Below are 24,132 nucleotides of genomic sequence, written 5' to 3' on the forward strand. Positions count from 1 at the left end.
CAGGATGCGAAAAAGTGGGAACCGGTTTTTCGCGATCATCCTGCTCTCACTCCTTGATGAGAGACGGATTCAGCTTTCAGACGGAAGCGCTTCGCGATTCCGTCTGAAAGCATCCGGCTCTAGAAAGTCGGTGCCATGTTCGACTCCCCGCTCTTCCTGCGCCTCTCGCCGGTGCTCTTCGTCTTCCTCTGGTCGAGCGGCTGGATCGTCGCCGGCTATTCGGCGCGCTATTCCGACGCGCTGACCTTCCTGTCGCTGCGCTATGCCTGCGCCGGCATCGCCATCGCGGCGATCGCGCTCGCGGTCGGGGCGCCCTGGCCGAAGGGCCGGCGGGCTTTGCTCGACTGCGCCATCGCCGGCATCCTGCTGCACGCGATCTACCTTGGCGGCGTCTGGTGGGCGGTGCGCCACGGCCTTCCTGCCGGCGTCTCCGGCCTGATCGCCGGCCTGCAGCCGGTGCTGACGGCGCTGTTCGCGCCGCTCATCGTCGGCGAGCGGATCTCGGCCGTGCGCTGGGCCGGCATCGTCTGCGGCTTCATCGGTATCGGGCTCGTGCTGGAACCGAAGCTTGTCGGCGTCGCGCCCGAGGCGCTGCGGGCGGTGCTCGTGCCGGTCGTCGTCAACGTTGTCGGCATGTTCGCCGTTACCTTCGGCTCGTTCTGGCAGAAGGCGCGCATCGTCTCGGGCGATCTGCGCACGGTGACGGCGGTGCAGTATGCCGCCGCCTTCCTGGTCACGCTGCCCTTCGCCTTCCTGCTCGAGCCGATGCGGATCGAGTGGAACCTGACCATGGCGCTGGTGCTCGCCTGGTCGGTGCTCGCCCTCTCGCTCGGCGGCATCGGGCTCTATCTTCTGCTGATCCGTCGCGGCCAGGTCTCGCGCACCGCGACCTTCCTCTACCTCGTGCCGCCGGCGGTCGCGATCGAGGCCTGGCTGCTCTTCGGCGAGACATTGTCGCCGGTCCAGCTTCTCGGCATGGCGGTCGCGGTGCTCGGCGTCGTCCTCGCCAGCCGAAAGTAGCCGTCGTCTTTGCGAGCGCAGCGAAGCAATCCAGGAGGGCTCGCTCGACGCCCCCTGGATTGCTTCGTCGGCTGCGCCTCCTCGCAATGACGATTCTCCGCCAAAAAGACGACTTCCGTAACCGCCGGAATCTCCCTTATGCTGCGCCGCAATAAAAGGGAGAGAGACCATGAGCGCCAACGCCGCCCTCGAGACCGCCGCGCAGGCCAGCGCCATCGAGCTGATCGGCGCCGCGCTGCCCGGCTTCGAGACCCTGCTGGAGCAGGCCGTCGCCGCGGTGCGCCGGAAGGTCGTGGTCGAGGGCCGGGTCTCGGCGGCGAAGCTGGAGCAGGAGCAGCACGCCGCCCATGGCCTGTCCTGGCTCGCGACCTATGTCATGGCCCTGCGTGAGCTCAAGGCCTATGGCGAGCGCCTGCAGGCCGAGGATCGCTACGGCGCCATAGAGGACTACGCCATCAGGATCGGCGCCGGCGAATATGCCGCGCAGATCTTCGGCGGCATCCCGATGAGCCAGGGCGAGATCGTGCGTCTCCCGGCGCTCGGCCTTTCGGCCGGGGCCGTCGCCGATGCCTGCTCGGACGCCGCCGACGCGCTGATCGCCGAGGGCAACACGCCGGAGAACCGGGCCCGCTTCGTCGCGCTGTTCAGCCAGAGCCAGGGCCTCGCCAGCGTCGGCGACCCCGGCCTCGATGAGACGCTGGAGGCGATCCGCACCGAGATGCGCCGCTTCTGCGAGGCGCAGGTGACGCCGCACGCCCATGAATGGCATCTCGAGAACCGGTACATCCCGATGCCGGTGGTCGAGCAGATGGCCGAGCTCGGCGTCTTCGGCCTGACCATTCCCGAGGAATTCGGCGGCATGGGGCTCTCGAAAGTCTCGATGTGCGTCGTCTCCGAGGAACTGTCGCGCGGCTATATCGGCGTCGGCTCGCTCGGCACCCGCTCCGAGATCGCCGCCGAGCTGATCCTCTGCGGCGGCACCGACGCGCAGAAGGAATACTGGCTGCCGAAGATCGCTTCCGGCGAGATCCTGCCGACCGCCGTCTTCACCGAGCCGAACACCGGCTCCGACCTCGCCTCGCTCCGGACCAAAGCGGTGAAGGACGGCGAAGGGGATGCGGCTGTCTGGAGGGTCTCCGGCAACAAGACCTGGATCACCCACCCCGTCCGCGCCGACATCATGACGCTGCTGGTCCGCACCGACCCGGACGCGCCGGGCTATCGCGGCCTCTCCATGCTGATCGCCGAGAAGCCGCGCGGCAGCGACGAGGACCCGTTCCCGGTCGCCGGCCTGACCGGCGGCGAGATCGAGGTGCTCGGCTATCGCGGCATGAAGGAATACGAGCTCGCCTTCGACGGTTTCGAGGTGAGGGCTGAGAACCTGCTCGGCGGCGTCGAGGGCCAGGGCTTCAAGCAGCTCATGCAGACCTTCGAGGCGGCCCGCATCCAGACGGCGGCACGCGCCCTCGGCGTCGCCCAATGCGCCTTCGACCTCGGCCTGCGCTACGCCCAGGAGCGCATCCAGTTCGGCAAGCCGCTGATCGCCTTCCCGCGTGTCGCCGACAAGCTCGCCATGATGGCGGCCGAGCTTGTCATCGCCCGCCAGCTCACCTATTTCGCCGCCCGCGAGAAGGACGCCGAGCGCCGCTGCGACCTCGAGGCCGGCATGGCCAAGCTGCTCGGCGCCCGCGTCGCCTGGGCGGCGGCCGACAATGCCCTGCAGATCCATGGCGGCAACGGCTTTGCGCTGGAATACCCGATCAGCCGCGTCCTCTGCGACGCCCGCATCCTCAACATCTTCGAGGGCGCGGCCGAGATCCAGGCGCAGGTGATCGCCCGGCGGCTGGTCGAGGGGTGAGGGGCAACTATCCCTCGTCCGCGGCATCGCCGCCGATCAGAAGGTGGCCGATGACCTTCGGCACTGGATAGCCATCGCCGTCGCCGGGCTCCAGCCATCTGAGCCGGCCCGAGCGGTGGTAATCGCTGGTGTAGAGGTCGGTGCCGATCGCCTTCAGCGCGAGCAGCGTCGCCTGGGTCGCATCGACGCCATGGCCGAAGCCGCGGCGGGGCTCGCCCGGCCAGCCGATCTCGTAGGCGCAGGACCAGTCGCGCTCGCCCCTGCACGGCGCTCCCACGCTCACCGGCACTTCGACATCGCCGGAATCGGCGGCATAGGTCAGTGTCCTCTGCAAGATCGTCATCGCCGGCACCTCGCGTGAGGACAGAATCCGGGTGTCACCATAGGCGTTGAGCAGGCCAGGCTTGAAGCATTGGCGGTCGTTATCGGCCGCGTCAGTCCCGAGGCCCATCATGAACATCAACGCTCCCGCCGACCCGTCCGCCATGGACCTGCTCGAACGCATGTTCGCCGTCGAGATGCGCTTCCTGCAACAGCCGGAGACCGATCTCGATCTGCTCGCCACCGCCTTTCATCCCGATGTCGTGGTGCATGAGCCGGCGTCCTTGCCCTATGCCGGCGACTGGCGCGGGCTGGGCGGCATCGGCCGGCTGTTCAGGGCGATGCGCGAGACCTGGAGCGATCTTGCCGTCGACGGCATGCAGGCCGCCAAGGCAGGCGACACCGTCTTCATGGCCTGCGCCTTGCGCCTGACCGCGCGCCGCAACGGCGTGGTGATCGAGCAGCCCTTCGCCGAGCTGCTGCGTTTCGAGGGTGGGCGCCTGATCGAGGGCACGCCGTTCTATTACGATACGGCGGCGATTGCGGCGGCGCTGGCGTAAGCCGATTCCCAGCCGTCATTCTCGGGCGAAGCCCTCGGGTCCGACCTTCGGTCGGCCCAAGGATAAACTCCGCGGAGACCCGAGAATCTCTTGCAGGAGATGCTCGGGTCAAGCCCGAGCATGACGCGCGGGGCGCAACTCGCTAGCCTCGCCGCCCGCCATATTGCGCCTCGTGCAGGCGGCGGTAGATGCCGGGCTGCGTGACCAGCTCCTGATGGCGGCCCTGCTCGGCGACGCCGCTCTCGTCGATGACGACGATGCGGTCGGCGTCCTGGATCGTCGCCAGCCGATGCGCGATGACGAGCGTCGTGCGGCCCTTCGCGAGCTCGGCGAGCGAGGCCTGGATCGCGCGCTCGGTCTCGGTGTCGAGCGCCGAGGTCGCCTCGTCGAGGATCAGGATCGGCGGGTTCTTCAGGAACATCCGGGCGATGGCGAGGCGCTGCTTCTGCCCGCCCGAGAGCTTGACGCCGCGCTCGCCGATCACCGTGTCGAGCCCGTCCGGCAGCCGCGCGATCATCTCGTCGAGCCTGGCGCGGCGGGCGGCGTCGGCGATCTCGGCCTCGCTCGCGCCGAGCCTTCCATAGGCGATGTTCTCGCGGATCGTGCCGGCGAACAGGAAGACATCCTGCTGGACGATGCCGATCTGGCTGCGCAGCGAGGCAAGTGTCATCGCGCGGATGTCGATGCCGTCGATGCTGATGCCACCGCCCTCGACATCGTAGAAGCGCGGCAAGAGCGAGCAGATCGTGGTCTTGCCGGCGCCGGACGGGCCGACGAAGGCGATGGTTTCGCCGGCGCGGATCGCAAGGTCGATGCCCTTCAGGATCTTGCGGTCCGGCGTGTAGCCGAAGCTCACATTCTCATAGGCGATGTCGCCCTTGAGGCCGCAGACCGCGAGCGCGCCGGGCAGGTCTTCGATATCGGGCCGCGTGTCGAGGAACTCGGTATAGCGGCGGAAGCCGGCAATGCCCTTCGGATAGGTCTCGATCACCGAATTGATCTTCTCGATCGGCCGGAAGAAGACGTTGACCAGCAGGAGGAAGCCGACGAAGCCGCCGGCGCTGAGGCCGCCGGTCAGCACGAAATAGCTGCCGGCGACCATCACCGCCATCTGGGTCAGGCGCATGCCGAAATAGGAAAGCGAGGTCGAGGCCGCCATCAGCCGGTAGGCGTCGAGCTTGGTGCGGCGATAGCGCTGGTTGTCCTCGGCGAACAGGCTGCGCTCATGATCCTCATTGGCAAAGGCCTGGACGACGCGGATGCCGCCGACATTCTCCTCGATGCGGGCATTGAAGGCGCCGACCCGGCCGAACAGGCTCTGCCAGGTCCTGGTCATCCGCCTGCCATAGCGGCTGGTCAGCCAGGCCATCAGCGGCACGATCGTGGCGGTGATCAGCGCCAGCTCGACATGCACCATCAGCATCAGCAGGAAGGCGCCGATGAAGGTCATCACCGCGATGAACAGGTCTTCCGGCCCGTGATGGGCGACCTCGCCGATCTCCTCGAGATCCTTGGTCAGCCGGCCGACGAGATGGCCGGTCTTCTGGTTGTCGAACCAGCCGAAGGAGAGCTTCTGCAGATGGTCGAAGGCCTTGCGGCGCATCTCGGTCTCGATGTTGATGCCGAGCATGTGCCCCCAATAGGTCACCACCACCATCAAGCCGGTATTGACCAGATAGATCGCCAGCAGGCCGAGCGAGGCGAGCACGATCAGGGCCCAGTCGCCGCCGGGCAGCAGCTTGTCGATGAACAGCTTCACCGCGATCGGGAAGCCGAGCTCGAGCAGCCCCGAGATCACCGCACAGGAGAAATCGAGCAGGAAGAGTCCGCGGTGGGGCCGGTAATAGGCGAAGAAGCGCTTGAGCATGGCCGGCGGATTAGCACGGGGCCGGGCGAGGGGCCATGAGCGGGATGCAGGGGAGGGCGCTTCAGATGGCGAAGGGCGCGGGGAACCCTCTCCCGAAGGGAGAGGGCAGGGTGAGGGGTAGGCCGTTCGACCAGTTCCGCGAGCGTTCATCGCGCGGTCAGGTTCAGGCTAGCGAATTCCCTTCCGAACACCTCACCCCTGCCCCTCTCCTTCCGGAGAGGGGTTCCCCGCGCCTGACGCCCGTCCGGCGTAAGCCTCACCCGCCCAGCCGATACTTCACGAAGCCTTCGCCCGCGTCACCAACGGGTTCCGCATTCAACCCCTCCGGCTTCTTGCCCGCCGCCGCCGGCGCGGTCGGGAAGGTGACGTTGAGGTTCGCCGGCAGCGGCTTCAGCGACCAGTTGCCGTCCGCCTCCGGGTTGATCGTCTTCTTCTCCAGGATGTAGCGCACCACAACGTCGCGGTTGAGGTCGGGCGCCTCCAGCACGATCGTCGTCTTCGTGCCGGGGAAATTGCCGCCGCCCGAGGCCCGGTAATTATTGGTGACGACGATGAACTCGGCCGCCTCGTCGACCGGCCGGCCCTGATGGCTGAGCTCGACGATGCGCCGCGCCTCGGGCGCCACCAGCTTGCCGTCGAGGTCGTAGCGCGAGGGTTGCGTCACGTCGATCTGGTAGGTGACGCCGTCGATCACGTCGAAATTGAAGGCCGGGAAGCCCGGATTGATCAGCTTCTGCTCCTCGATCTTGCCGACATCGATGCGGTTGAAGATGCCGGCCGAGCGCTCGAGCCATTCGCGCAGTTGCGCGCCGCTGACTTTCACGACCTGTACCGTGTTCGGGTAGAGATAGATGTCGGCGACGTTCTTGATCGCCAGCGGCCCGGCCGGGATGTCGGTGAAGAAGGCCGGTCCGGCTCGCCCGCCCGATTTGAACGGCGCGGCGGCCGAGAGGATCGGCAGGGCCTTGTGCGGCGTCTGCGCCAGCAGCGGCCTGGCATAGGCGATCTGGGCGTCGGCGACGATCTGTACCGAGGGGTCGTCAGCGACCAGCGCGAAGAAGCTGTTGATCGGCGCCGCGGTCGCGCCGACCGGCTCGCGCATATAGGCCAGCGTCGCTTCATGGTCGACCTTGACCGTGGCGAGGATGGCGGGCTCGGCCTCTGCTTTCGGCACGATCTTCCGCTCGGGCGTGCGCTCGAAGATCGGCCTGGGATCGACCTTGAAGTCGGCGATCTCCCAGCGCCCGTCGCGCTTCTCCAGATCGAGGTCGAGGATGCCGACATGCGAGCCCCAGAAACCGGGCTGGCAGGCCGGCTTGCCATGCAGCGAGCCCTTCTTGTTGTCGACGCCCGCGATGCCGTCGAAGGTTTTGCCGCCGGGGAAGACCAGGTGCTGGTGCCCGGTCAGGATGACGTCGATGCCGTCGAGCTTCGCCAGATGCAGCGCCGCGTTCTCCTCCATCCCCCGGCGCTCGCCGCCTGCGATGCCGGAATGGCAGAGCGCGATGGTAAGGTCTGGATGGGCGAGCGCGATCTCGGGCAGGTATTTCTCCGCTGCGTCGACGATGTCGGTCGCGGTGACCTTGCGGTCGAGATTGGCCTTGTCCCATTGCATGATCTGCGGCGGCACGAAGCCGATCACGGCGATGTTGAGGACGTGCTTGGCCCCGGCATCGTCCTCGAAGCTCTGTTCGAAGATGCGCCAGGGTTCGATCAGCGTGCCGCCGCCGAAGCGCTCGACATTGGCGCAGACGATCGGGAATTCGGCGCCGGCCAAGCCGTGCTCGAGAAACTCCAGCCCGTAGTTGAACTCGTGGTTGCCGAGCGTGCCGCATTGATAGGGCAGGGCGTTCATCGCGGCGATCATCGGATGGATCTCACCGGCCTTCAGCCCCTTCTTGTAGGCGACATAGTCGCCGAGCGAGGAGCCCTGCAGGAAGTCGCCATTGTCGAAGAGCAGGCTGTTCTTCGCCTCGGCCTGCGCCGCCTTGATCAGATGCGCCGTCTTGGCGAGGCCGACCGTGTCGTCGGCCGCGTCGCGGAAATAGTCGTAAGGCACGACATTGACGTGCAGGTCGGTCGTTTCGAGCAGGCGCAGTTTCAGCCGCGCCGGGCCCTGCGCCGCGAGCGGGGCGGGGAGCACGCCAGCCGCGGCGATGGCGGCGCCGGCCTTGAGGGTTTCGCGGCGGTTGAAACGGCGTTCGCGATCCATCGTCGGCTCCTGCGTCTGGCCCGCGCGAAAGACGCTAGCACCGTGGCGGGAGAGTGACACGCGGGAAGATGGAGGGTCGCCGTCATGCTCGGGCTTGACCCGAGCATCTCATGACGCGAGGGCGCCTTATCCCGCACGAGATTCTCGGGTCTCCGCTTCGCTCCGCCCGAGAATGACGAGGGGTGCTACCGGCTCACGCCCTCCATCCGCACGCGGCCATCCGCGCCTTCCGTCCAGGCGGCGATGGCGCCGTCCGGCAGCCGCTTCGCCTTGACCTGGAAGGCCTCGCCGGCGATCAGCGGCGCAAGGCCGCGATAGTCGAGCCGGATCGGTTCGCCGCCGTTGAGCGTCGCGATGAGGTTGAGGATCAGCGTCGCCTGGATCGGCCCGTGCACGACGAGCCCGGCATAGCCCTCGACCCCGGTGGCATAGGGCTGGTCGTAATGGATGCGGTGGCCGTTGAAGGTGATGGCCGAATAGCGGAACAGCAGCACCGGCGAGGCCTCGACGGTCCAGGTCAAATCGGCCGGGCGGGGCTCGGCGGGGACCGGGGCGGGAGCCGGCTCGCCGCCGGAGCTGGCAGCCTCGCGATAGACGATGTTGTGGCGCTCGCGCAGCGCCACGCCGCGCGGCGTGACGATCTCGTGGTCGATGGCGACGAAGCAGAGCGGGCCGCTGCGGCCTTCCTTGTAGGCGATATCGCCGATGGCGGAGCGGCGGGTGACCTCGTCGCCGGTGCGCAAGGGGGCGATGGTCTCGATCCTGCCGCCGGCCCACATCCGCCGCGGCAGTTCGACCGGCGGCAGGAACTCGCCCTTGGCGGCATGCCCGTCTTCGCCGAGCGCCGCCATCGGCGCGATCGGCGGAGCCAGGCACCAGTGCAAAGCGAGCGGCGCCTCGCCTTGCACATAGGGCGCCAGATGCGGCGCGAAGGTCGCTTCATAGCTCGCGACGAGCCGCGGGGTGATCAGGTCGGAGGCTTCTTCGGTCTTGCCGATCCAGGATTTGAGGTGGGCGATGTTCATGGTGCTCCCTGCGAGAAAGGGCGCGGGGAACCCTCTCCTGGAAGGAGAGGGCAGGGTGAGGTGTAGGCCGTTGGACCAGTTCCGCGAGCGCTCACCGCGCGGTCGGGTTCAGGCCAGTATTTCCAGTCTGAACACCTCACCCCTGCCCCTCTCCTTACAGGAGAGGGGTTCCCCGCGCGTTTGCGATTGACGTTGCGGCCTTCAATACGACCTCGGCATGCCGAGTACATGCTCGGCGAGATAGGACAGGATCAGGTTGGTCGAGATCGGCGCGACCTGGTAGAGCCGCGTCTCGCGGAACTTGCGCTCGATGTCGTATTCCTCGGCGAAGCCGAAGCCGCCATGCGTCTGGATGCAGGCATTGGCCGCCTCGAAGGAAGCGTCCGCCGCCAGCATCTTGGCCATGTTCGCCTCCGCCCCGCAATTCTCGCCGGCCTCGTAGAGCCTGACCGCCTCGCGCACCATCAGCTCGGCGGCGCGCATATTGGCGTAGGCGCGGGCGATCGGGAACTGGATGCCCTGATTCTGGCCGATCGGCCGGCCGAAGACCTGGCGCTCCTTCGCATAGCCCGACGCCTTCTCGATGAACCATTTCGCATCGCCGACGCATTCGGCCGCGATCAGGATGCGCTCGGCGTTCATGCCCGAGAGAATGTAGCGAAAGCCCTTGCCCTCCTCGCCGACGAGGTTCTCCGCCGGCACCTTGACGTTGTCGAAGAAGACCTCGGTGGTGGCGTGGTTCATCATCGTGCGGATCGGCCGGATGGTCAGGCCGGCCCCCAGCGCCTCGCGCATGTCGAGGATGAAGACCGAGAGCCCCTCGGTGCGCTTGGCGACCTCGTCGCGCGGCGTGGTGCGGGCGAGCAGCAGCATCAGGTCGGACTGGGCAGCGCGGCTGGTCCAGATCTTCTGGCCGTTGACGATGTAGTGGTCGCCGTCGCGCTTCGCGGTGGTGCGCAGCGAGGTGGTGTCCGTGCCGCTGGTCGGCTCGGTGACGCCGAAGGCCTGCAGGCGCAGTTCGCCCGAGGCGATCTTCGGCAGATAGGCGCGCTTCTGGGCATCCGAGCCATGGCGCAGCAGCGTGCCCATCACATACATCTGGGCATGGCAGGCGGCGCCGTTGCAGCCCTGGCGCTGGATTTCCTCCATGATGACGGCGGCGGCCGAGAGCGGCAGGCCGGCGCCGCCATGATCCTCCGGGATCAGCGCCGAAAGGAAGCCGCTCTGCGTCAGCGCCGCGACGAACGCGGTCGGATAGGCCATCTCGCGATCGAGCTTGCGCCAGTACTCGCCGGGGAAATCGGCGCAGAGTCTTGCGACGGCGTCGCGGATGTCGGTGTGGTCAGGATTGTTGCTCATCGTTCGCCTTGACGGCCAGTCCCGTTTCCTCTGCCGTCATTCCGGCCGTAGCGAAGCGGAGCGCCGGAATCCATCGCAAGGCTGCGGCGCTCTACGATGGATTCCGGAGCTGCGCGGCTTCGCCGCTTGTCCGGAATGACGGCTGTGGTTTGCCATTCGACGTGTGAATCCAGAAGGCATCAGGCTGAACGCGCCGCCTTCGGCGCGAACTCGCTCCGCAGCGCCGCCTCGTGCTCGCCCAGCGCCGGCACGCGTCGCATCCTCGCGCGCTTGCCGTCGACGATCGCCGGCGGCGCCAGCACCTCGACCGTCCCGTTCGCCGTCTCGACCGGCAGGGCGGTTGCGGCCGGGTGACTGATCAGGTCGCCGACGCTGGAGACGGTGCCATAGGCGATGCGGGCCTTGTCGAGCGCCGCCGTCGTCTCTGCGAAGCTGCGCGGCGCGAGGATGGCCTGGATCGCCTGGTCGAGCGCGGCGCGGTTGCGCACGCGCAGGACATTGGTCGCGAAGCGCGGATCCTCGGCGAGGCCGTCGTCGAGCAGGACCTCGCGGGCGAGGATGCGCCATTCCGGCTCGCTCTGCACGGCGAGCAGGACTTCGGCATCGGCCAGCCGGAAGACGCCATAGGGGGCGATGGAAGGGTGGGCGAGGCCGAGCCGTGGCGGCTCGATGCCGCCATAGCGCCGCGTCAGATAGGGCACATTCATCAGGTCGGCGATGGTGTCGAACAGCGAGAGCTGGATCTGCGAGCCTTCGCCGGTGCGCGCGCGCCGCAGCAGCGCCTCGAGGATCGCGGCATAGGCGGCATTGCCGGTGGCGATGTCGGCGATCGAGACGCCGATGCGCATCGGCCCCGAACTCTCGCTGCCGGTGACGGCCGAGAGGCCGGCCTCGGCCTGGATCAGCAGGTCATAGGCCTTGCGGCTGTAGTGCGGCGTGCCGGGCGCATAGCCGGAGATGTCGCAGGTGATCAGCTTGCGATGGCGCTGGCGCAGCTCGGCGCTGCCGATGCCGAGCCGGCCGGTGGCGCCGGGCGCGAGGTTCTGGATGAAGACATCGGCCTCCGCCAGCATCGCCTCGACCATGGCGAGGTCCTGCGGGTTCTTGAGATCGACCCGGCAGGATTCCTTGCCGCGGTTGATCCAGACGAAATAGGAGGACAGCCCCTCGGCATAATCGTCATAGCCGCGCGAGAAATCGCCTTCGGCCCGCTCGAGCTTGATGATGCGCGCCCCGGCATCGGCGAGCCGGCAGCTCGCGATCGGTGCCGCCACCGCCTGCTCCAGCGCCACCACCAGGATTCCTTCGAGAGCGTCCGTCATTTCAATCCGCTTGCCTGAATTCGTCGCATGTCCCGCGCGAGCCCGCATCCTGAGACGCCGTGTAGCGGCGTCTCAGGATGCGGGCTGGTGGCCTCGCGAGAAACGGGCCCTTCGTCGCGCTCAAGTCAAATAACCTTTTGCGATGGCGGCCATAGCGCCGCCGGCTCGCAGGCCGCGCGAGCGACTATAGAAAAACCCTATGGGGTTCATCGCTTTATCCTACTTGTCGCCCGGCAGCGCCTATGCGCCCCTTTCCGGCCTTGGCGAAGCGCCGAAAAAGAGCGCCGTGCCTGTCCGCGTCTCAGGGAGAAGCACCATGGTGAGGATGAAACTGGCGGCTGCCGCCCTGGCCGGCACGCTGCTGTCGCTGCCGGCGATGGCGCAGGACAAGCCGAAGGAGCTCGTGGTCGGCATCACGACCTTCCTCTCCGGCCCGGCCTCGGTCTTCGGCGTGCCGGGCAAGCACGCCGCCGACCTGTTGATCGAGGAGATCAACGCCAGGGGCGGCATCCTCGGCGTGCCGGTGAAGCCGGTCTATGTCGACGAGGGCGCCGGCACCAACCAGCTGCTCTCCGAATATCGCCGCGTCGTGCAGGAGCAGGGCGCGCCGGTCATGCTCGGCGCGATCTCGTCCGGCTCCTGCAACGCGCTCGCCCCCGTCGCCGAGGACCTCAAGGTCGTCAACGTGATGTGGGACTGCGGCACGCAGACCATCTTCGAGGACGGCAAGTGGAAATATTCCGTCCGCACGCAAGGGCATGCCGGCGCCGAGATGATGGCGACGCTGCTCTACCTGATGAAGGTGAAGCCCGACTTCAAGTCGATCGCGGTGGTCAACCAGGACTACGCCTGGGGCCGCGAATCCTGGGCGTTGTTCGAGGCCGGGCTGAAGGCGCTGAAGCCGGATGTGAAGGTCGTCGCCGAGCTCTTCCCGAAGTTCGGCGCGCCCGATTTCTCGACCGAGATCACCAGGCTCTCGGCGCTGCGGCCCGATGTCGTGCTCTCGACCTCCTGGGGCGGCGACCTCGACACCTTCGTCCAGCAGGCGGCGGCGCGCGGCCTGCTGAAGCAGTCGACCTTCGTGCTGCCGCTGGCGGAAAGCTCGGTCGAGCGGCTCGGCAACGTGCTGCCGGAAGGCGTCATCATCGGCGGGCGCGGCGACCATTACTGGCTGCACCCGAAGACCAAGAATACGCCGGAGATGCAGGCTTTCGTCAAGAAGTACAAGGAGAAGACCGGGGTGTACCCGATCTACCCGACCTTCCACATGCAGCAGGCCCTGACCGGGCTGACCAAGGCTTATGAGAAGGCCGGCGCCGCCGCCGGCGGCAAATGGCCGAGCAAGGAGCAGGTCATCGCCGCCTTCGAGGGGCTGGAGTTCAAGACCCTGACCGGGACGATCTCGATCCGCTCCGACCATCAGGGGCTGGAGGACCAGATGCTCGGCACGACCAAGCGCGTGCCGGAATATCCCTTCGCCGTCTACGACAAGATGGCGCTCTATCCCGGCAAGCTGGTGACGACGCCGGTCGGCGAGAAGTCGCTCGACTGGTTCGCCAAGGCGACGCCGGCGCTGGTCAACGACAAGTCGATCGAGACCTTCGACTACGCGAAGTGAGATTGGCTTCGGGCGCTGGTCGTCCCGGACAAGCCGCGAAGCGGCGCCGATCCGGGACCCATGCCTGAACCGTTCCGGCATGGGTCCCGGGTCTCGCTGCGCTCGCCCGGGACGACCGTCGATGGATCGCGCGCATCTTGAATCAGTTTCTGAAGAACGGAACGCATGCCTCCTGAAATGCTTCTTCTCGCCGCGCTCGACGGCCTGGCCTATGGCTCGCTGATCTTCCTGGTCGCGGTGGGCTTGTCGCTGATCTTCGGCGTGCTCGGCATCATCAACGTCGCCCATGGCTCGTTCTATGCGATCGGCGCCTATGTCGCGGCCGCCGGCGTCATCGCCATGGGCGCGATGGGGCTGCCGGCCTGGCTCGCCTTCCCCTTCCTGCTGGTCGCCGCGGCGCTGGTCGGCACGGTCGTCGGCGGGCTGGTCGAGATCGCGCTGCTGCGCCATATCTACGGCAAGGAGGAGGTGCTGCAGCTCATCGTCACCTTCGCCGTCTTCATGATCCTGGAGGACGCGCAGAAGGTGGTGTTCGGGGTGCAGCCCTATTTCGCCAACGCCCCGATGAACTGGCTCGGCACGGTCGAGGTCTTCGGCATCTTCTATACGAAGTACCAGCTCATCCTGATGCCGCTGGTCGCGCTCGCCGTGCTTGTCGGCCTGCGCGCCTTCCTGCGCCGCACCAGCTTCGGCCGCGCCATCGTCGCGGTGACGCAGGACCGCGAGGCCGCGACCGCGATGGGCATCGACGCTGCCCGCGTCTACCTGATCACCTTCATCATCGGCGCCTCGCTGGCGGCGCTCGGCGGCGCGCTTGCCTCTGCCACCACCTCGCTGACGCCGGGAATCGGCGCCGGCACGCTGGTGCTCTCCTTCGCGGTCGCCGCCACTGCCGGTCTCGGCCGGATCGAGGGCGCGGCGGTCGCGGCGCTGCTGATCGGGCTCGGCCGCTCGGCCGCGGTCTATTTCGCACCCGAGTTCGACGTGCTGATCCCGTATCTCATCATGATGCTGGTGCTGCTGGTCAGGCCGCAGGGCCTGTTCTCGACCGTGCAGACGAGGAAGGTCTGATGGCGCGCCAACTCGTCCTCGGCGCGGCGCTCATCATCGCACTCGCCATCTTCCCGCTGTTCTCGCCCTGGTCGACGGTGATCCTCACCGTGGCGCTCTGCGAAGGACTGGCGGCGCTCGGCATCATGGTGCTGCTGCGGGCCGGCCAGGTCTCCTTCGGCCACGGCCTGTTCTTCTCGTTCAGCGCCTATGTCGTCGCCTTCATGGCGGCGGCGAAGCTCGGCCACGAGGCGCTGATCCTGATCCCGGTCGCCACCGCGGCCTCGGGCCTGCTCGCGGCTGTCGTCGGCCTGTTCATCGTGCGCTACCGGGCGATCTTCTTCGGCATGCTCAACCTCGCCATCTCGATGGTGTTCTTCTCCTTGCTGGAGAAGCTGTTCTCGATCACCGGCGGCGCCGACGGCAAGCGCGTGCCGCGCCCGACGCTGGCCGGCATGGAGTTCGGCCGCGAGCAGTTCGAGCTCTGGACCTTCTACATCACGCTCGCGCTCTGCCTCGTCGCGGCGCTGTTCGTCGCCCGCTATCTCGTCTCGCCCGGCGGCAAGGCGCTGGAGGCGATCAAGTCGAACGAGACCCGGCTCGAATATCTCGGCGTCTCGCCGCGCAAGGTGCTTTTCGGCGCCTATCTGCTTTCCGGCCTGCTGGCGGGGCTGGGCGGCGCGATCATCGCGCTGGTCTCTGGCCATGTCACCCCGGAGCTGGCCTATTGGGTGCGCTCGGGCGAGTTTGTCTTCATCGCCATCCTCGGCGGCATCGGCGGCGTCGCCGGCCCCTTCCTCGGCGCGCTGATGTTCCAGATCATCCGTGGCTATGCGGCGGTCTACGCGCCCGAGACCTGGCATGCCGTGCTCGGCATCATGCTGCTCGCCATCATCTTCCTGGCGCCGGCGGGGCTCTACGGCATCCTGACCGGCTCGCGGCGCAAGGAGGGCAGGCGATGAGCGGCTTCATCCTCGAGGCTGACGACCTGCATCTGCGCTTCGGCGGGGTGCAGGCGGCGAACGGCGCCTCGCTCAAGGTCGCCGCCAACGAGCGCATCGCCATCATCGGGCCCAACGGCGCCGGCAAGACCACCTTCATCAACCTCTGCACCGGCTATCTCAAGCCGCAATCCGGCCGCGTCGTCTTCGCTGGGCAGGACGTCACCGCGCTGTCGCCGCGCGCCATCACCCGCCTCGGCATCGGCCGCTCCTTCCAGATCCCGCAGCTCTTCCTCGAGAACACGGTGATGGAGAACCTTCTGCTGGCGCTCAGCGCCCGCGAGGGCTCCTGGTCGCCCTTCCTGGTCATGGAGCGACACCCGAAGGCCGAAGAGATGTGGGCGCTGCTCGACATGGTCGGCCTCAAGGAGATCGGCGGCCGGACCGTGCGCGAACTGCCCGAGGGCATGCGCAAGCTCGTCGACATCGCGGTCGCGCTGGCGCTCGAGCCGAAGCTGATCTTCATGGACGAGCCGACCAGCGGCGTCTCCTCGACCGAGAAGTTCCAGGTCATGGACACGCTGACGCGGGCGCTCGACGCGCGCGCGACCACGGCGATCTTCGTCGAGCACGATATGGACGTGGTCGCCCGCTATGCCAGCCGCGTCGCGGTCTGGTCGGGCGGCCGGATCGCCCTCGAAGGCACGCCGGAGGAGATCCTGAATCATCCCGAGGTGCGCGAGACGGTGATCGGAGTGGGAGTCTGATCATGCTGGAGATCAGGGGATTGTCGGCCGAGATCGAGGGCGTGCAGGTGCTGCGCCGGGCGAACCTGTCGCTGGCCGAGGGCGCGACCGTCGCGCTGATCGGCCGCAACGGCGCCGGCAAGACCAGCCTGCTGCGCGCCATCATGGGCTTCGTGAAGGTGACCGAGGGCGAGATCGGCTTCGACGGCCGCTCGCTGCTCGCCGTCAAGCCGCATCGGCGCCCGCGCCTCGGCATCGGCTATGCGCCCGAGGACCGGCGCCTGTTTCCGGCCTTCACCATCGAGGAGAACATCCGCCTGCCGGCCGAGGTCATGAAGCTGCCTGCGGCCGAGATCGCGCGCCGGCTGGAAGCCATCTATCCGGTGCTGCCCGAGCTCGCCGAACTGCGCCACCGGCCGGCGGCGGGGCTTTCCGGCGGGCAGGGCAAGATGGCCGCGCTCGCCCGCGCCCTGATGGTCGGCAGCCGGGTGATCCTGCTCGACGAGCCCTTCCAGGGCCTCGCCCCGGTCCTGGCCAACCGCTATGCCGCCGCCCTGCGCGCCTTGCGCGACAGCCATCCCGACATCGCCTTGCTGATCACCGAATCCAACCCCAGTCTGCTGCGCAGCTTCGCCGAGAAGACCTATGCGATCGAGCGCGGCGAAGTCAGCGAGGCGGCCCTGGCCGAGAGTTCGCTCGCCGCGGCCGGGCTGCATTGAAAGCCAAGGATAAGCCCTCCCCCTTGTGGGGGAGGGTTGGGAGGGGGGGTATGCAACCCGCCGCCTCAGATGATTTGACGTGCGACGAATGCAAGGCGTCCGACCGTACAGCTGACTACCCCCTCTCTAACTCTCCCCCACAAGGGGGGAGAGGACAGGTCGAGGCTCGCCTCGAAGGACTTGGAAGGACGATCACATGACTCAGCACTTCATCAACGGCCGCCATGTCGCTGGCCGCACTGGCGAAACCATGGCCGTGCTCGCGCCGGCGACCGGCGAGGAATTCACCCGCATCGCCTGCGGCAATGCCGACGATGTCGACGATGCGGTCAAGGCGGCGCGCGCCGCCTATGAGGGCGCCTGGGGCAGGCTGACGGCGGCCGAGCGCGGCCGGCTGATCGCGAAGCTCGGCCTCAAGGTCCAGGACCATTTCGACGAGTTGGCGCAGATCGAGGCGCAGGACACCGGCAAGCCAATGGCGCAGGCCAGGGCCGATATCGAGGCGACGGCCCGCTATTTCGAGTTCTATGGTGGCGCCGCCGACAAGGTCCACGGCCATGTCATCCCGTTCCTCAACGGCTACAGCGTCAACGTCGTGCACGAGCCTTTTGGCGTCACCGGCCATATCCTGCCCTGGAATTATCCGGCGCAGATGTTCGGCCGCTCGCTCACCGCCTCGCTCGCCATGGGCAATGCGGTCGTGCTCAAGCCGGCCGAGGATGCCTGCCAGACCGCGCTGCGCCTCGCCGTGCTCGCCTCGGAGGTCGGCTTCCCCGACGGGGCGATCAACATCGTCACCGGCCGCGGCCATGAGGCGGGCGAGGCGCTCTGCCGCAATCCCGGCGTCGGCTTCATCTCCTTCACCGGCTCGCCGCAGGTCGGCCAGATCATCCAGAAGGCCTGCGCCGACAACTTCATCACCTGCACGCTGGAACTCGGCGGCAAGTCGCCCCAGATCGTCTTCGACGACGCCGATTTCGATGCCGCCGTGCCGATCGTCTGCAAGGCCATCGTCCAGAACACCGGGCAGACCTGTTCGGCCGGCAGCCGCGTGCTGGTCCAGAAGAACGTCTATGACGATTTCGTCGGCGCCGTCGCCAAGCAGTTCGCCAAGCTGCGCGCCGGCACGCCGGAAATGGATCTCGACTGCGGGCCGGTGATCAACGCCAAGCAGCGCGGCCGGGTCCAGAGCTTCGTCGACCAGGCCCGCGAACAGGGGATTCCGGTTCTCGCCGAAGGGCAGATCGCCCAGGGCGTCCCGAATGGCGGCTTTTACGTCACGCCGACCCTGTTCGGCCAGGTGCCGCGCGGCAACCGGCTCGAGCAGGAAGAGGTCTTCGGCCCGGTGCTCGCCGCCTTTTCCTTCGAGGACGAGGAGGACGCGATCAAGCTCGCCAATGCGACGCCCTACGGCCTCGTCGCCGGCGTCTGGACCGGCAATGGCGGGCGCCAGCAGCGCGTGGCGAAGAAGGTCCGCGCCGGCCAGGTCTTCATCAACGGCTATGGTGCCGGCGGCGGCATCGAATTGCCCTTCGGCGGCACCGGCAAGAGCGGCCATGGCCGCGAGAAGGGCTTCATCGCGCTGGAGGAGTTCGCCGTCACCAAGACCATCGTGCACAAGCATGGCTGACGCCGCCGGCGTTGGACCGAGCAAGAACGGCCCTTGCGCCGGCTTGCCGCTAGGGTAACCATTGCTCCACCATGAGCACCCGGGCGGCAGGCGACACCGTCGATATCCTCGCAAAGCTGCTGGCCCCCCTGGAGGGCCGGCGCATCCTCGATGTCGGCTGCGGCAAGGGGCAGCTGCTGCAGGCGCTGGCCGAGCGCGGCGCCCGCGTCGCCGGCGTCGATCCGGACGAGGCGGCGCTGGAAGCCGCGCACGAGCTCGCGCCCAAGGCCTCGCTCCGGCAGGGCGGCGCACAGCTGCTGCCCTGGGGCGACGGCACCATGCATGCCGCGATCTTCCTCAACAGCCTGCACCATATCCCGGTCCCGGACATGCTGCTCGCTCTGGAGGAGGCAGCCCGCGTCGTCGGCAAGGGCGGCAGCGTCATCATCGTCGAACCGCTGTCGGAGGGCTCCTTCTTCGACGCGCTGCGCCTGATCGAGGACGAGACCGTCGTCAGGCAGGAGGCGCAGGGCGCGATCGTCCGCGCGATGCGCCGCGGCATCCTGAGCGAAAGCCGGCGGATCGAGTACGACCGCATCGAGGCATTTCCGGATGCCGGGTCCTTCATCGCGCGCGCCGTCGCCGCCGATCCCGCCCGCAGGGAGCGGGCGCTGGAGGCGCAGGAGAAGCTGCTGGCGCGCTTCGAGACCTTGTCGGAGCACGCCGCCGGCGGCTATCTGCTGCACCAGCCGCTCCGGCTGCACCATCTCAAGGTGCCGGTCGGGCCGCACCCGGTCGTCAATCCCGCTACATTTGGATGACGTGCCGGATGGTGCGGCCCTCGTGCAGCGCGTCGAAGCCCTCGTTGATGCCTTCGAGCGGGCTCGAGCTGGTCCAGAGCTTGTCGACCGGCAGCTTGCCGCGCTGATAAAGGTCGATGAAGCGGGGAATGTCGCGCACCGGGATGCAGGAGCCGACATAGGAGCCCTTCAGCGTGCGCTCCTCGCCGACCAGCCTGACCGGCGCCAGCGCCATGGTATGGGCCGGGTGGGCGAGGCCGGCGGTGGTGGTCGTGCCGCCGCGGCGCGTGATCTGGTAGGCGAGTTCGAGCGCCTTGACGGAGCCCGCCATCTCCAGCCCGTGATCGACGCCGCCCCTAGTCGCGGCCCGGATCGCCTCGACCACATCGGGCGCGCCGGCATTGAAGGTGTCGGTCGCGCCGAGCTCGCGGGCGATCCTCAGCTTCTCGTCGGAGAGATCGACGGCGATGACGCGGGCCGCGCCGCAGGCCGCGGCCCCGAGCAGCGCCGAGAGCCCGACGCCGCCGAGGCCGACCACGGCGACGCTCTCGCCGGCGCGGACCTTGGCGGTGTTCACCGCCGCGCCGACGCCGGTCAGCACGGCGCAGCCGAACAGGGCCGCGATCTCGTGCGGGATCTCGGCCTCGATCTTCACCAGCGAATGGCGCGACATCACCGCGTGCTCGGCGAAGGCCGAGACGCCGACATGGTGGTGCACCGGCTTGCCCCCCTGCGACAGCCGGCGCACGCCGCCCATCAGCTCGCCGACGCCGTTCGCGGCATTGCCCGGTTCGCACAGGGCAGGGCGGCCCTCGCTGCACGGCGCGCAATGGCCGCAGGAGGGCACGAAGACCATGACGACGCGGTCGCCCTTCTTCAGGTCGGTGACGCCGGGGCCGACCTCCTCGACCTCGCCGGCGGCCTCGTGGCCGAGCACCATCGGCACCGGGCGCGGCCGGTTGCCGTCGATCACCGAGAGGTCGGAATGGCACAGGCCCGCGGCCCGGACCCGAACCAGCACCTCGCCCATGCCGGGCGGCGCGAGCTCGACCTCCTCGATGCGGAGCGGCTTCGATTGCGCATAGGGCGCGGCGACGGGGCTGGCATGGAGGACGGCGGCGCGGGTCTTCAAGGCGTTTCCTCGTTTCGTTCGTGGTTCGGCGATCAGTGGTCGCCGGCAGCTGGCGTTCACTGCGCCGTTATTCCGGCCGCAGCGAAGCGGAGCGCCGGAATCCATCGTAGAGTGCGACGCCCTTCGATGGATTCCGGAGCTGCGCGGCTTCGCCGCTTGTCCGGAATGACGGAGCTTCTTTGCTCGCGAGCAGGGGATGTTCGGCCTGCACCCGTCCACCTGTCAAAGACGAAATCCCGATCAGCCATATAAGGTCGGCTGATCGCCGTCTTCGCCCAGCGTCGCCGTCCAGCTCTCATCGGCGACGAGGCCGCGCAGGATCTCCCAGGAGAGCTGTCCGATGGCGCGCGCCGCCGCCGGCATCGGCCGCTCGGTCGAATAGGCGAGGTAGACCTTGCGGTAGAGCGAGGGCTGCTCGATGGCCCAGGTCCGGAAGATGCCGGCCTTCTCCTGCGCCCGGACCGCCATGCGCGGCAGGATGCCGTAGCCGAGGCCGCGCTCGGCCAGGCGCTTGATCTGCGCATAGGATTCGATCTCGATCGCGGCATGGACCGTGGCGCCGACGCCGGCCGCGGCCTCGTCGATCTGGTCGCGCAGGCCATGGCCGGGGCCGGGCAGGATCAGGTCGAGCCCCGCCGCCTCGGCCAGCCGCACGGCGCTGCCCGGCGCGGCGGCGACGGCGCTCAGCGACGGGGCGCCGAACAGGCAGAGCTCCTCGGTCAGGACATGGTGGATGCCGAGGCCCTTCGGGTCCGAGGTCGAGTAGATCACCGCGAGGTCGACCTCGCCGCGGCGCAGCCAGTCGAGCACGAAGCCGCTCATCGCCTCGGCGATGCGGATGCGCACCGCCGGATAGCGCTCCTTCGCCGCCTCGATCAGCGGCACGCTGAATTGCTCGCTGACCGTGCCCGGCAGCCCGATGCGGACCTCGCCGGCCGGGGCCACCGTCTCGCCGCGCACGCAGTCGGGCAACTCGGCGAATTCGGCCAGGATGGTGCGGGCCCGTCCCAGCAGGCGCTCGCCGGCTTCCGTCGCCACGACGCCGCGCGTGCCGCGATGCAGCAGGGCGACGCCGAGCTCGTCCTCCATATGGCGCAGATGCTGGCTCAGCGCCGGCTGCGCCACGCGCAGCTTGGTCGCCGCCTTCGAGAAAGAGCCCTGTTCGACGATGGCCGTGAAATAGCGCAACTGGCGCAAATCCATCGCCGCTCCAGCCTCCCTGTCCGGTGTTCGTGCCGGCGTCCGGCCCGGCGGGCGGCCGCAGCTTTCGCTTATGCAGACTAGAGCGAACGCTTATTGGCCGTCCACTGCGCCGGCGTGCATCCTTCCGTTCCGGCAGGGCTAAGGTGCGTCGCCCGGCCTTGCATGAAGCAGACGATCTCCCACGCCGCCCTCGCATCAGGAGGTAGACATGTCGAACCTGCTCCTTCCCCCGACCAGCCGCCGCGGTTTTCTCTCCGGCGCGGCCGCCCTGGCCGCTGGCGCCGCGTTGCCGTCCGCCGGACCGGCACTGGCGAAGGCGCCGCTGGCCAACAGCCAGGTGCCGTATTTCTACCGCTTCATGCTCGGCCAGGCCGAGGTCACGGTGGTCTCCGACGGGCCGCTGCCGCTCGGCGATCCGGGTGCCAGTTTCGCCGGCGTCTCCAAGGACGAGGTCTACAGGATGCTGGAGACGAATTTCCTGCCCAAGGACAATGTCGTCCTCGAGCAGAACATTCCGATCGTGAACTTCGGTGATCGGCTGGTGATGTTCGATACCGGCATGGGCTTCTCCAAGGCGTTCGGGCCGACGACGGGGCGTCTGCAGAAGAGCCTGCAGGAGGCGGGCATCAGCCCGGGCGACATCGACGCCATCGTCTGCAGCCATGCCCATATCGACCATATCGGCGGCATCTGCTCGGCCGAGGGCAAGGCCCTGTTCCCCAACGCCCAGATTCATCTCAGCCAGGCCGACTTCGATTTCTGGACCGATGAGAGCAAGCTCGGCTCGCCGCTCAAGGTCTTCATCGAGCATGCCCGCGCCAATCTTCTCCCGGTGCGCGACCGTATCGTCTTCTTCAAGGACGGGCAGGAGCTCCTTCCGGGCGTGCAGGCCATCGCAGCGCCGGGCCATACCGTCGGCCACCACATCTTCATGGTCTCGTCGGGCGGAAAGTCCTTCGCCTTCCTCGGCGACCTGACCCATCATGCGGTTCTGCTGCTGGAAAAGCCGCTGATGGAGTTCGCCTATGACAGCGACCCCAAGCAGGCGGCGCAGTCGCGGGTGCGGCTGCTCGGCACGCTGGCCGAGAACAAGACGCCGGTGATGTCCTATCACTTCGCCTGGCCGGGCTTCGGCAATCTCGCCAGGGCGGGCGAAGGCTTCCGCTACTACCCGGCGCCGATGCAGATGCTGCGCGGCTGAGCTGCGCCCGATCGCGCAGGAACCGTGCGCCGGGGCGCCTTCCGGCGGCGTCCCGGCCCCTGGGCTCCTGGCGCTGGGGAGGCCCGGCCCGACGCCGCATCGCCTGCCGACGGGGCCCTGGAACGCTTCTCATCGGGGTAGCCCGAATGCTCCTGCCCGGCGCGGGCCGATTACGGTTCTCCAATGGTTAAGATGTGTTACCAAAATTCCAGATCGACCCGAAGCCGTCGGGGGTGAGGCAAGTCATGTCTCTGCCGCATGGAGTATTGTCATGCTCATGGGAGTTGACGGCTTTGCCCTGACGCCGACGGCGAACTTCGTTGCATATCCAAGGTTTCATGAGGAATACCGCCTCCCTCAAGGCTGGCTTCCGGCAGGGCGGGGCGATCCGGTCGATGCGGTGGTGCTGACGACCTCGGTTCCGGACCACGCCTTCAAGACCATCCTGAGCAATATCGGCGATCCGCTGGTCCCGATCGTCAGCCTGGTGGCCGATGACCGGCAGGGTATCGATGCCGCCGGGCAAGGCGAGCAGCTCGCCTGGGCGCGGGCCTACGCGATCCAGGCGCGCCTTCGCGAGATGCCGCCTTCCATCCGCCACAGCACGCAGCCCGAAGACATCTTGCTGGCCAGAATCTACTCGCGGGGCGAGGGGCTGAACGCGATCTACGATCCGTCCTCGCGCGATCTGGTTCGGTATCCGGTTGCCGGAACGCTGGACAACGTGGCCGAGCTGGCGACGGGCCTCTACAGCAAGGGATATCTGGCGCGCGGCTTCTTCGATCGCATCTTCTGCTGCCCCCAATGCCGCTCGGGGCATTTGTCGGTTCGCGAAGAGTGCCATTCCTGCAGATCGGCCAATATCAGCGAAGAAGTCGTCGTTCATCACTTCCAATGCGCCCATGAGGCGCCGGAATCGCAATTTCGCAGCCATTCCGGCTTCGAATGCCCAAAATGCGCGCGGCCCTTGCGGCATATCGGCCTCGACTACGACAAGCCCGGATCGGTCACCCGATGCGATGATTGCGGCGCGATCAACGACAAGCCCTCGGTCGGGTTCAAATGTGTCGATTGCGGCGCCCACCACGCGCCCGATCAGGTCGCGGTCCGGACGTGGTATTCCTACAGCCTGACCGCCGCCGGCCCACGCCGGATCCTGCAGGGGAATGACGGGGCGAGCGCATTGGTGAGCGCCGGCCCCGACAGGTTCCGGATCCTTCTCGAGCATACCCGAAAGGAACAGCGGGAGTTCGGCTCTCCCTATCAGGTCGCCAGGATCAGCTTCGCGCATCGGGACCTGATCGAAGCGGAGAATGTCCGGCTCTGGGAGCAGAGCCTGCTTCTGGTCGGCGATGCGCTGCACAGCGCGCTGCGCGAGGTCGATGCCGTGCGGGCCCAGGCCGATGGCTTTCTGGTGCTGATGCCGCGAACCGGTCCGGAAGATGCGGCGCGCGCCATGGAGCTGGTCGCCGCCAGGATCAAGGCAGTGCTGAAGGTAGACCCGGGGTTTCAGTATGTCTTGATTGCGGACATGGCTGCCAGGAGTGTCGTTAGTCAGCAGGTTTGATC

20 protein-coding genes are annotated in these 24,132 nt (G+C 67.7%); 12 read left to right on the forward strand and 8 right to left on the reverse strand.

Annotation, left to right across the window (positions count from 1 at the left end; all coding sequences use genetic code 11):
- Positions 1–135 precede the first annotated feature (135 nt).
- Both V6M56_RS15640 and V6M56_RS15645 read left to right on the forward strand, forming a co-directional pair.
- Positions 136–1,020 carry a DMT family transporter gene (locus tag V6M56_RS15640; protein ID WP_332685069.1) on the forward strand — a complete coding sequence of 295 codons (885 nt, stop codon included), beginning with the start codon at positions 136–138 and terminating at the stop codon, positions 1,018–1,020.
- A gap of 169 nt (positions 1,021–1,189) precedes the next feature.
- Entirely contained in the window at positions 1,190–2,878 is a 1,689-nt protein-coding gene (locus V6M56_RS15645) for an acyl-CoA dehydrogenase family protein (RefSeq protein ID WP_332685070.1), read from the forward strand.
- A gap of 7 nt (positions 2,879–2,885) precedes the next feature.
- On the opposite strand, the gene V6M56_RS15650 is transcribed toward V6M56_RS15645, so the two are convergent.
- Complete coding sequence (locus tag V6M56_RS15650) at positions 2,886–3,221, reverse strand: DUF6968 family protein (protein WP_332685071.1); 336 nt, start codon at positions 3,219–3,221, stop codon at positions 2,886–2,888.
- A 109-nt stretch (positions 3,222–3,330) separates the two neighbouring features.
- Between V6M56_RS15650 and V6M56_RS15655 the strand changes: the two genes are divergently transcribed.
- Complete coding sequence (locus tag V6M56_RS15655; RefSeq protein ID WP_332685072.1) at positions 3,331–3,759, forward strand: nuclear transport factor 2 family protein; 429 nt, start codon at positions 3,331–3,333, stop codon at positions 3,757–3,759.
- 142 nt (positions 3,760–3,901) lie between these two features.
- Here V6M56_RS15655 and V6M56_RS15660 read toward each other — a convergent pair whose 3' ends face one another.
- The 5 genes from V6M56_RS15660 to V6M56_RS15680 all read right to left on the reverse strand — a co-directional run bounded on the left by V6M56_RS15660 (position 3,902) and on the right by V6M56_RS15680 (position 11,544).
- Positions 3,902–5,626, reverse strand: coding sequence for an ABC transporter ATP-binding protein (locus tag V6M56_RS15660; RefSeq protein WP_332685073.1), 1,725 nt, complete (start codon positions 5,624–5,626; stop codon positions 3,902–3,904).
- 256 nt (positions 5,627–5,882) lie between these two features.
- Positions 5,883–7,838 (reverse strand): bifunctional 2',3'-cyclic-nucleotide 2'-phosphodiesterase/3'-nucleotidase, encoded by a 1,956-nt coding sequence (locus V6M56_RS15665; protein ID WP_332685074.1) that lies wholly within the window; start codon positions 7,836–7,838, stop codon positions 5,883–5,885.
- Between the two features lie 185 nt (positions 7,839–8,023).
- Complete coding sequence (locus V6M56_RS15670; RefSeq protein WP_332685075.1) at positions 8,024–8,863, reverse strand: HTD2 family dehydratase; 840 nt, start codon at positions 8,861–8,863, stop codon at positions 8,024–8,026.
- Between the two features lie 201 nt (positions 8,864–9,064).
- Complete coding sequence (locus tag V6M56_RS15675; protein WP_332685076.1) at positions 9,065–10,222, reverse strand: acyl-CoA dehydrogenase family protein; 1,158 nt, start codon at positions 10,220–10,222, stop codon at positions 9,065–9,067.
- Between the two features lie 179 nt (positions 10,223–10,401).
- A complete protein-coding gene (locus tag V6M56_RS15680; RefSeq protein ID WP_332685077.1) occupies positions 10,402–11,544 on the reverse strand; it encodes a CaiB/BaiF CoA transferase family protein in 1,143 nt (380 codons plus the stop codon).
- A gap of 316 nt (positions 11,545–11,860) precedes the next feature.
- On the opposite strand from V6M56_RS15680, the gene V6M56_RS15685 reads away from it, so the two are divergent.
- The 7 genes from V6M56_RS15685 to V6M56_RS15715 all read left to right on the forward strand — a co-directional run bounded on the left by V6M56_RS15685 (position 11,861) and on the right by V6M56_RS15715 (position 19,048).
- The gene (locus V6M56_RS15685; RefSeq protein ID WP_332685078.1) at positions 11,861–13,162 is read left to right on the forward strand and encodes an ABC transporter substrate-binding protein; all 1,302 of its coding nucleotides are present in this window, start codon (positions 11,861–11,863) and stop codon (positions 13,160–13,162) included.
- A gap of 165 nt (positions 13,163–13,327) precedes the next feature.
- The gene (locus tag V6M56_RS15690) at positions 13,328–14,233 is read left to right on the forward strand and encodes a branched-chain amino acid ABC transporter permease (RefSeq protein ID WP_332685079.1); all 906 of its coding nucleotides are present in this window, start codon (positions 13,328–13,330) and stop codon (positions 14,231–14,233) included.
- On the forward strand, positions 14,233–15,174 hold the full coding sequence (locus V6M56_RS15695; protein WP_332685080.1) for a branched-chain amino acid ABC transporter permease: 942 nt from the start codon (positions 14,233–14,235) through the stop codon (positions 15,172–15,174). Before V6M56_RS15690 ends, V6M56_RS15695 begins: the two co-directional genes overlap by 1 nt.
- A complete protein-coding gene (locus V6M56_RS15700) occupies positions 15,171–15,920 on the forward strand; it encodes an ABC transporter ATP-binding protein (RefSeq protein ID WP_332685081.1) in 750 nt (249 codons plus the stop codon). The genes V6M56_RS15695 and V6M56_RS15700 overlap by 4 nt, the downstream gene beginning before the upstream one ends.
- A gap of 2 nt (positions 15,921–15,922) precedes the next feature.
- The gene (locus tag V6M56_RS15705; RefSeq protein WP_332685083.1) at positions 15,923–16,618 is read left to right on the forward strand and encodes an ABC transporter ATP-binding protein; all 696 of its coding nucleotides are present in this window, start codon (positions 15,923–15,925) and stop codon (positions 16,616–16,618) included.
- A 196-nt stretch (positions 16,619–16,814) separates the two neighbouring features.
- Positions 16,815–18,248 (forward strand): aldehyde dehydrogenase family protein, encoded by a 1,434-nt coding sequence (locus V6M56_RS15710; RefSeq protein ID WP_332685084.1) that lies wholly within the window; start codon positions 16,815–16,817, stop codon positions 18,246–18,248.
- Between the two features lie 71 nt (positions 18,249–18,319).
- Positions 18,320–19,048 (forward strand): class I SAM-dependent methyltransferase, encoded by a 729-nt coding sequence (locus V6M56_RS15715; protein WP_332685085.1) that lies wholly within the window; start codon positions 18,320–18,322, stop codon positions 19,046–19,048.
- Here V6M56_RS15715 and V6M56_RS15720 read toward each other — a convergent pair.
- Together V6M56_RS15720 and V6M56_RS15725 are read right to left on the reverse strand one after the other, a co-directional pair.
- On the reverse strand, positions 19,035–20,159 hold the full coding sequence (locus V6M56_RS15720) for a zinc-dependent alcohol dehydrogenase family protein (protein WP_332685087.1): 1,125 nt from the start codon (positions 20,157–20,159) through the stop codon (positions 19,035–19,037). The two genes, V6M56_RS15715 and V6M56_RS15720, sit on opposite strands and share 14 nt — an antisense overlap.
- 240 nt (positions 20,160–20,399) lie before the next feature.
- On the reverse strand, positions 20,400–21,362 hold the full coding sequence (locus tag V6M56_RS15725) for a LysR family transcriptional regulator (RefSeq protein WP_332685089.1): 963 nt from the start codon (positions 21,360–21,362) through the stop codon (positions 20,400–20,402).
- A gap of 208 nt (positions 21,363–21,570) precedes the next feature.
- Between V6M56_RS15725 and V6M56_RS15730 the strand changes: the two genes are divergently transcribed.
- Both V6M56_RS15730 and V6M56_RS15735 read left to right on the forward strand, forming a co-directional pair.
- The gene (locus V6M56_RS15730; RefSeq protein WP_332685090.1) at positions 21,571–22,563 is read left to right on the forward strand and encodes an MBL fold metallo-hydrolase; all 993 of its coding nucleotides are present in this window, start codon (positions 21,571–21,573) and stop codon (positions 22,561–22,563) included.
- 271 nt (positions 22,564–22,834) lie between these two features.
- A complete protein-coding gene (locus V6M56_RS15735; protein WP_332685091.1) occupies positions 22,835–24,130 on the forward strand; it encodes a TackOD1 domain-containing metal-binding protein in 1,296 nt (431 codons plus the stop codon).
- Positions 24,131–24,132: the final 2 nt, after the last annotated feature.

It is taken from the genome of Allobosea sp., from assembly GCF_036675845.1.
Taxonomy (GTDB): domain Bacteria; phylum Pseudomonadota; class Alphaproteobacteria; order Rhizobiales; family Beijerinckiaceae; genus Allobosea.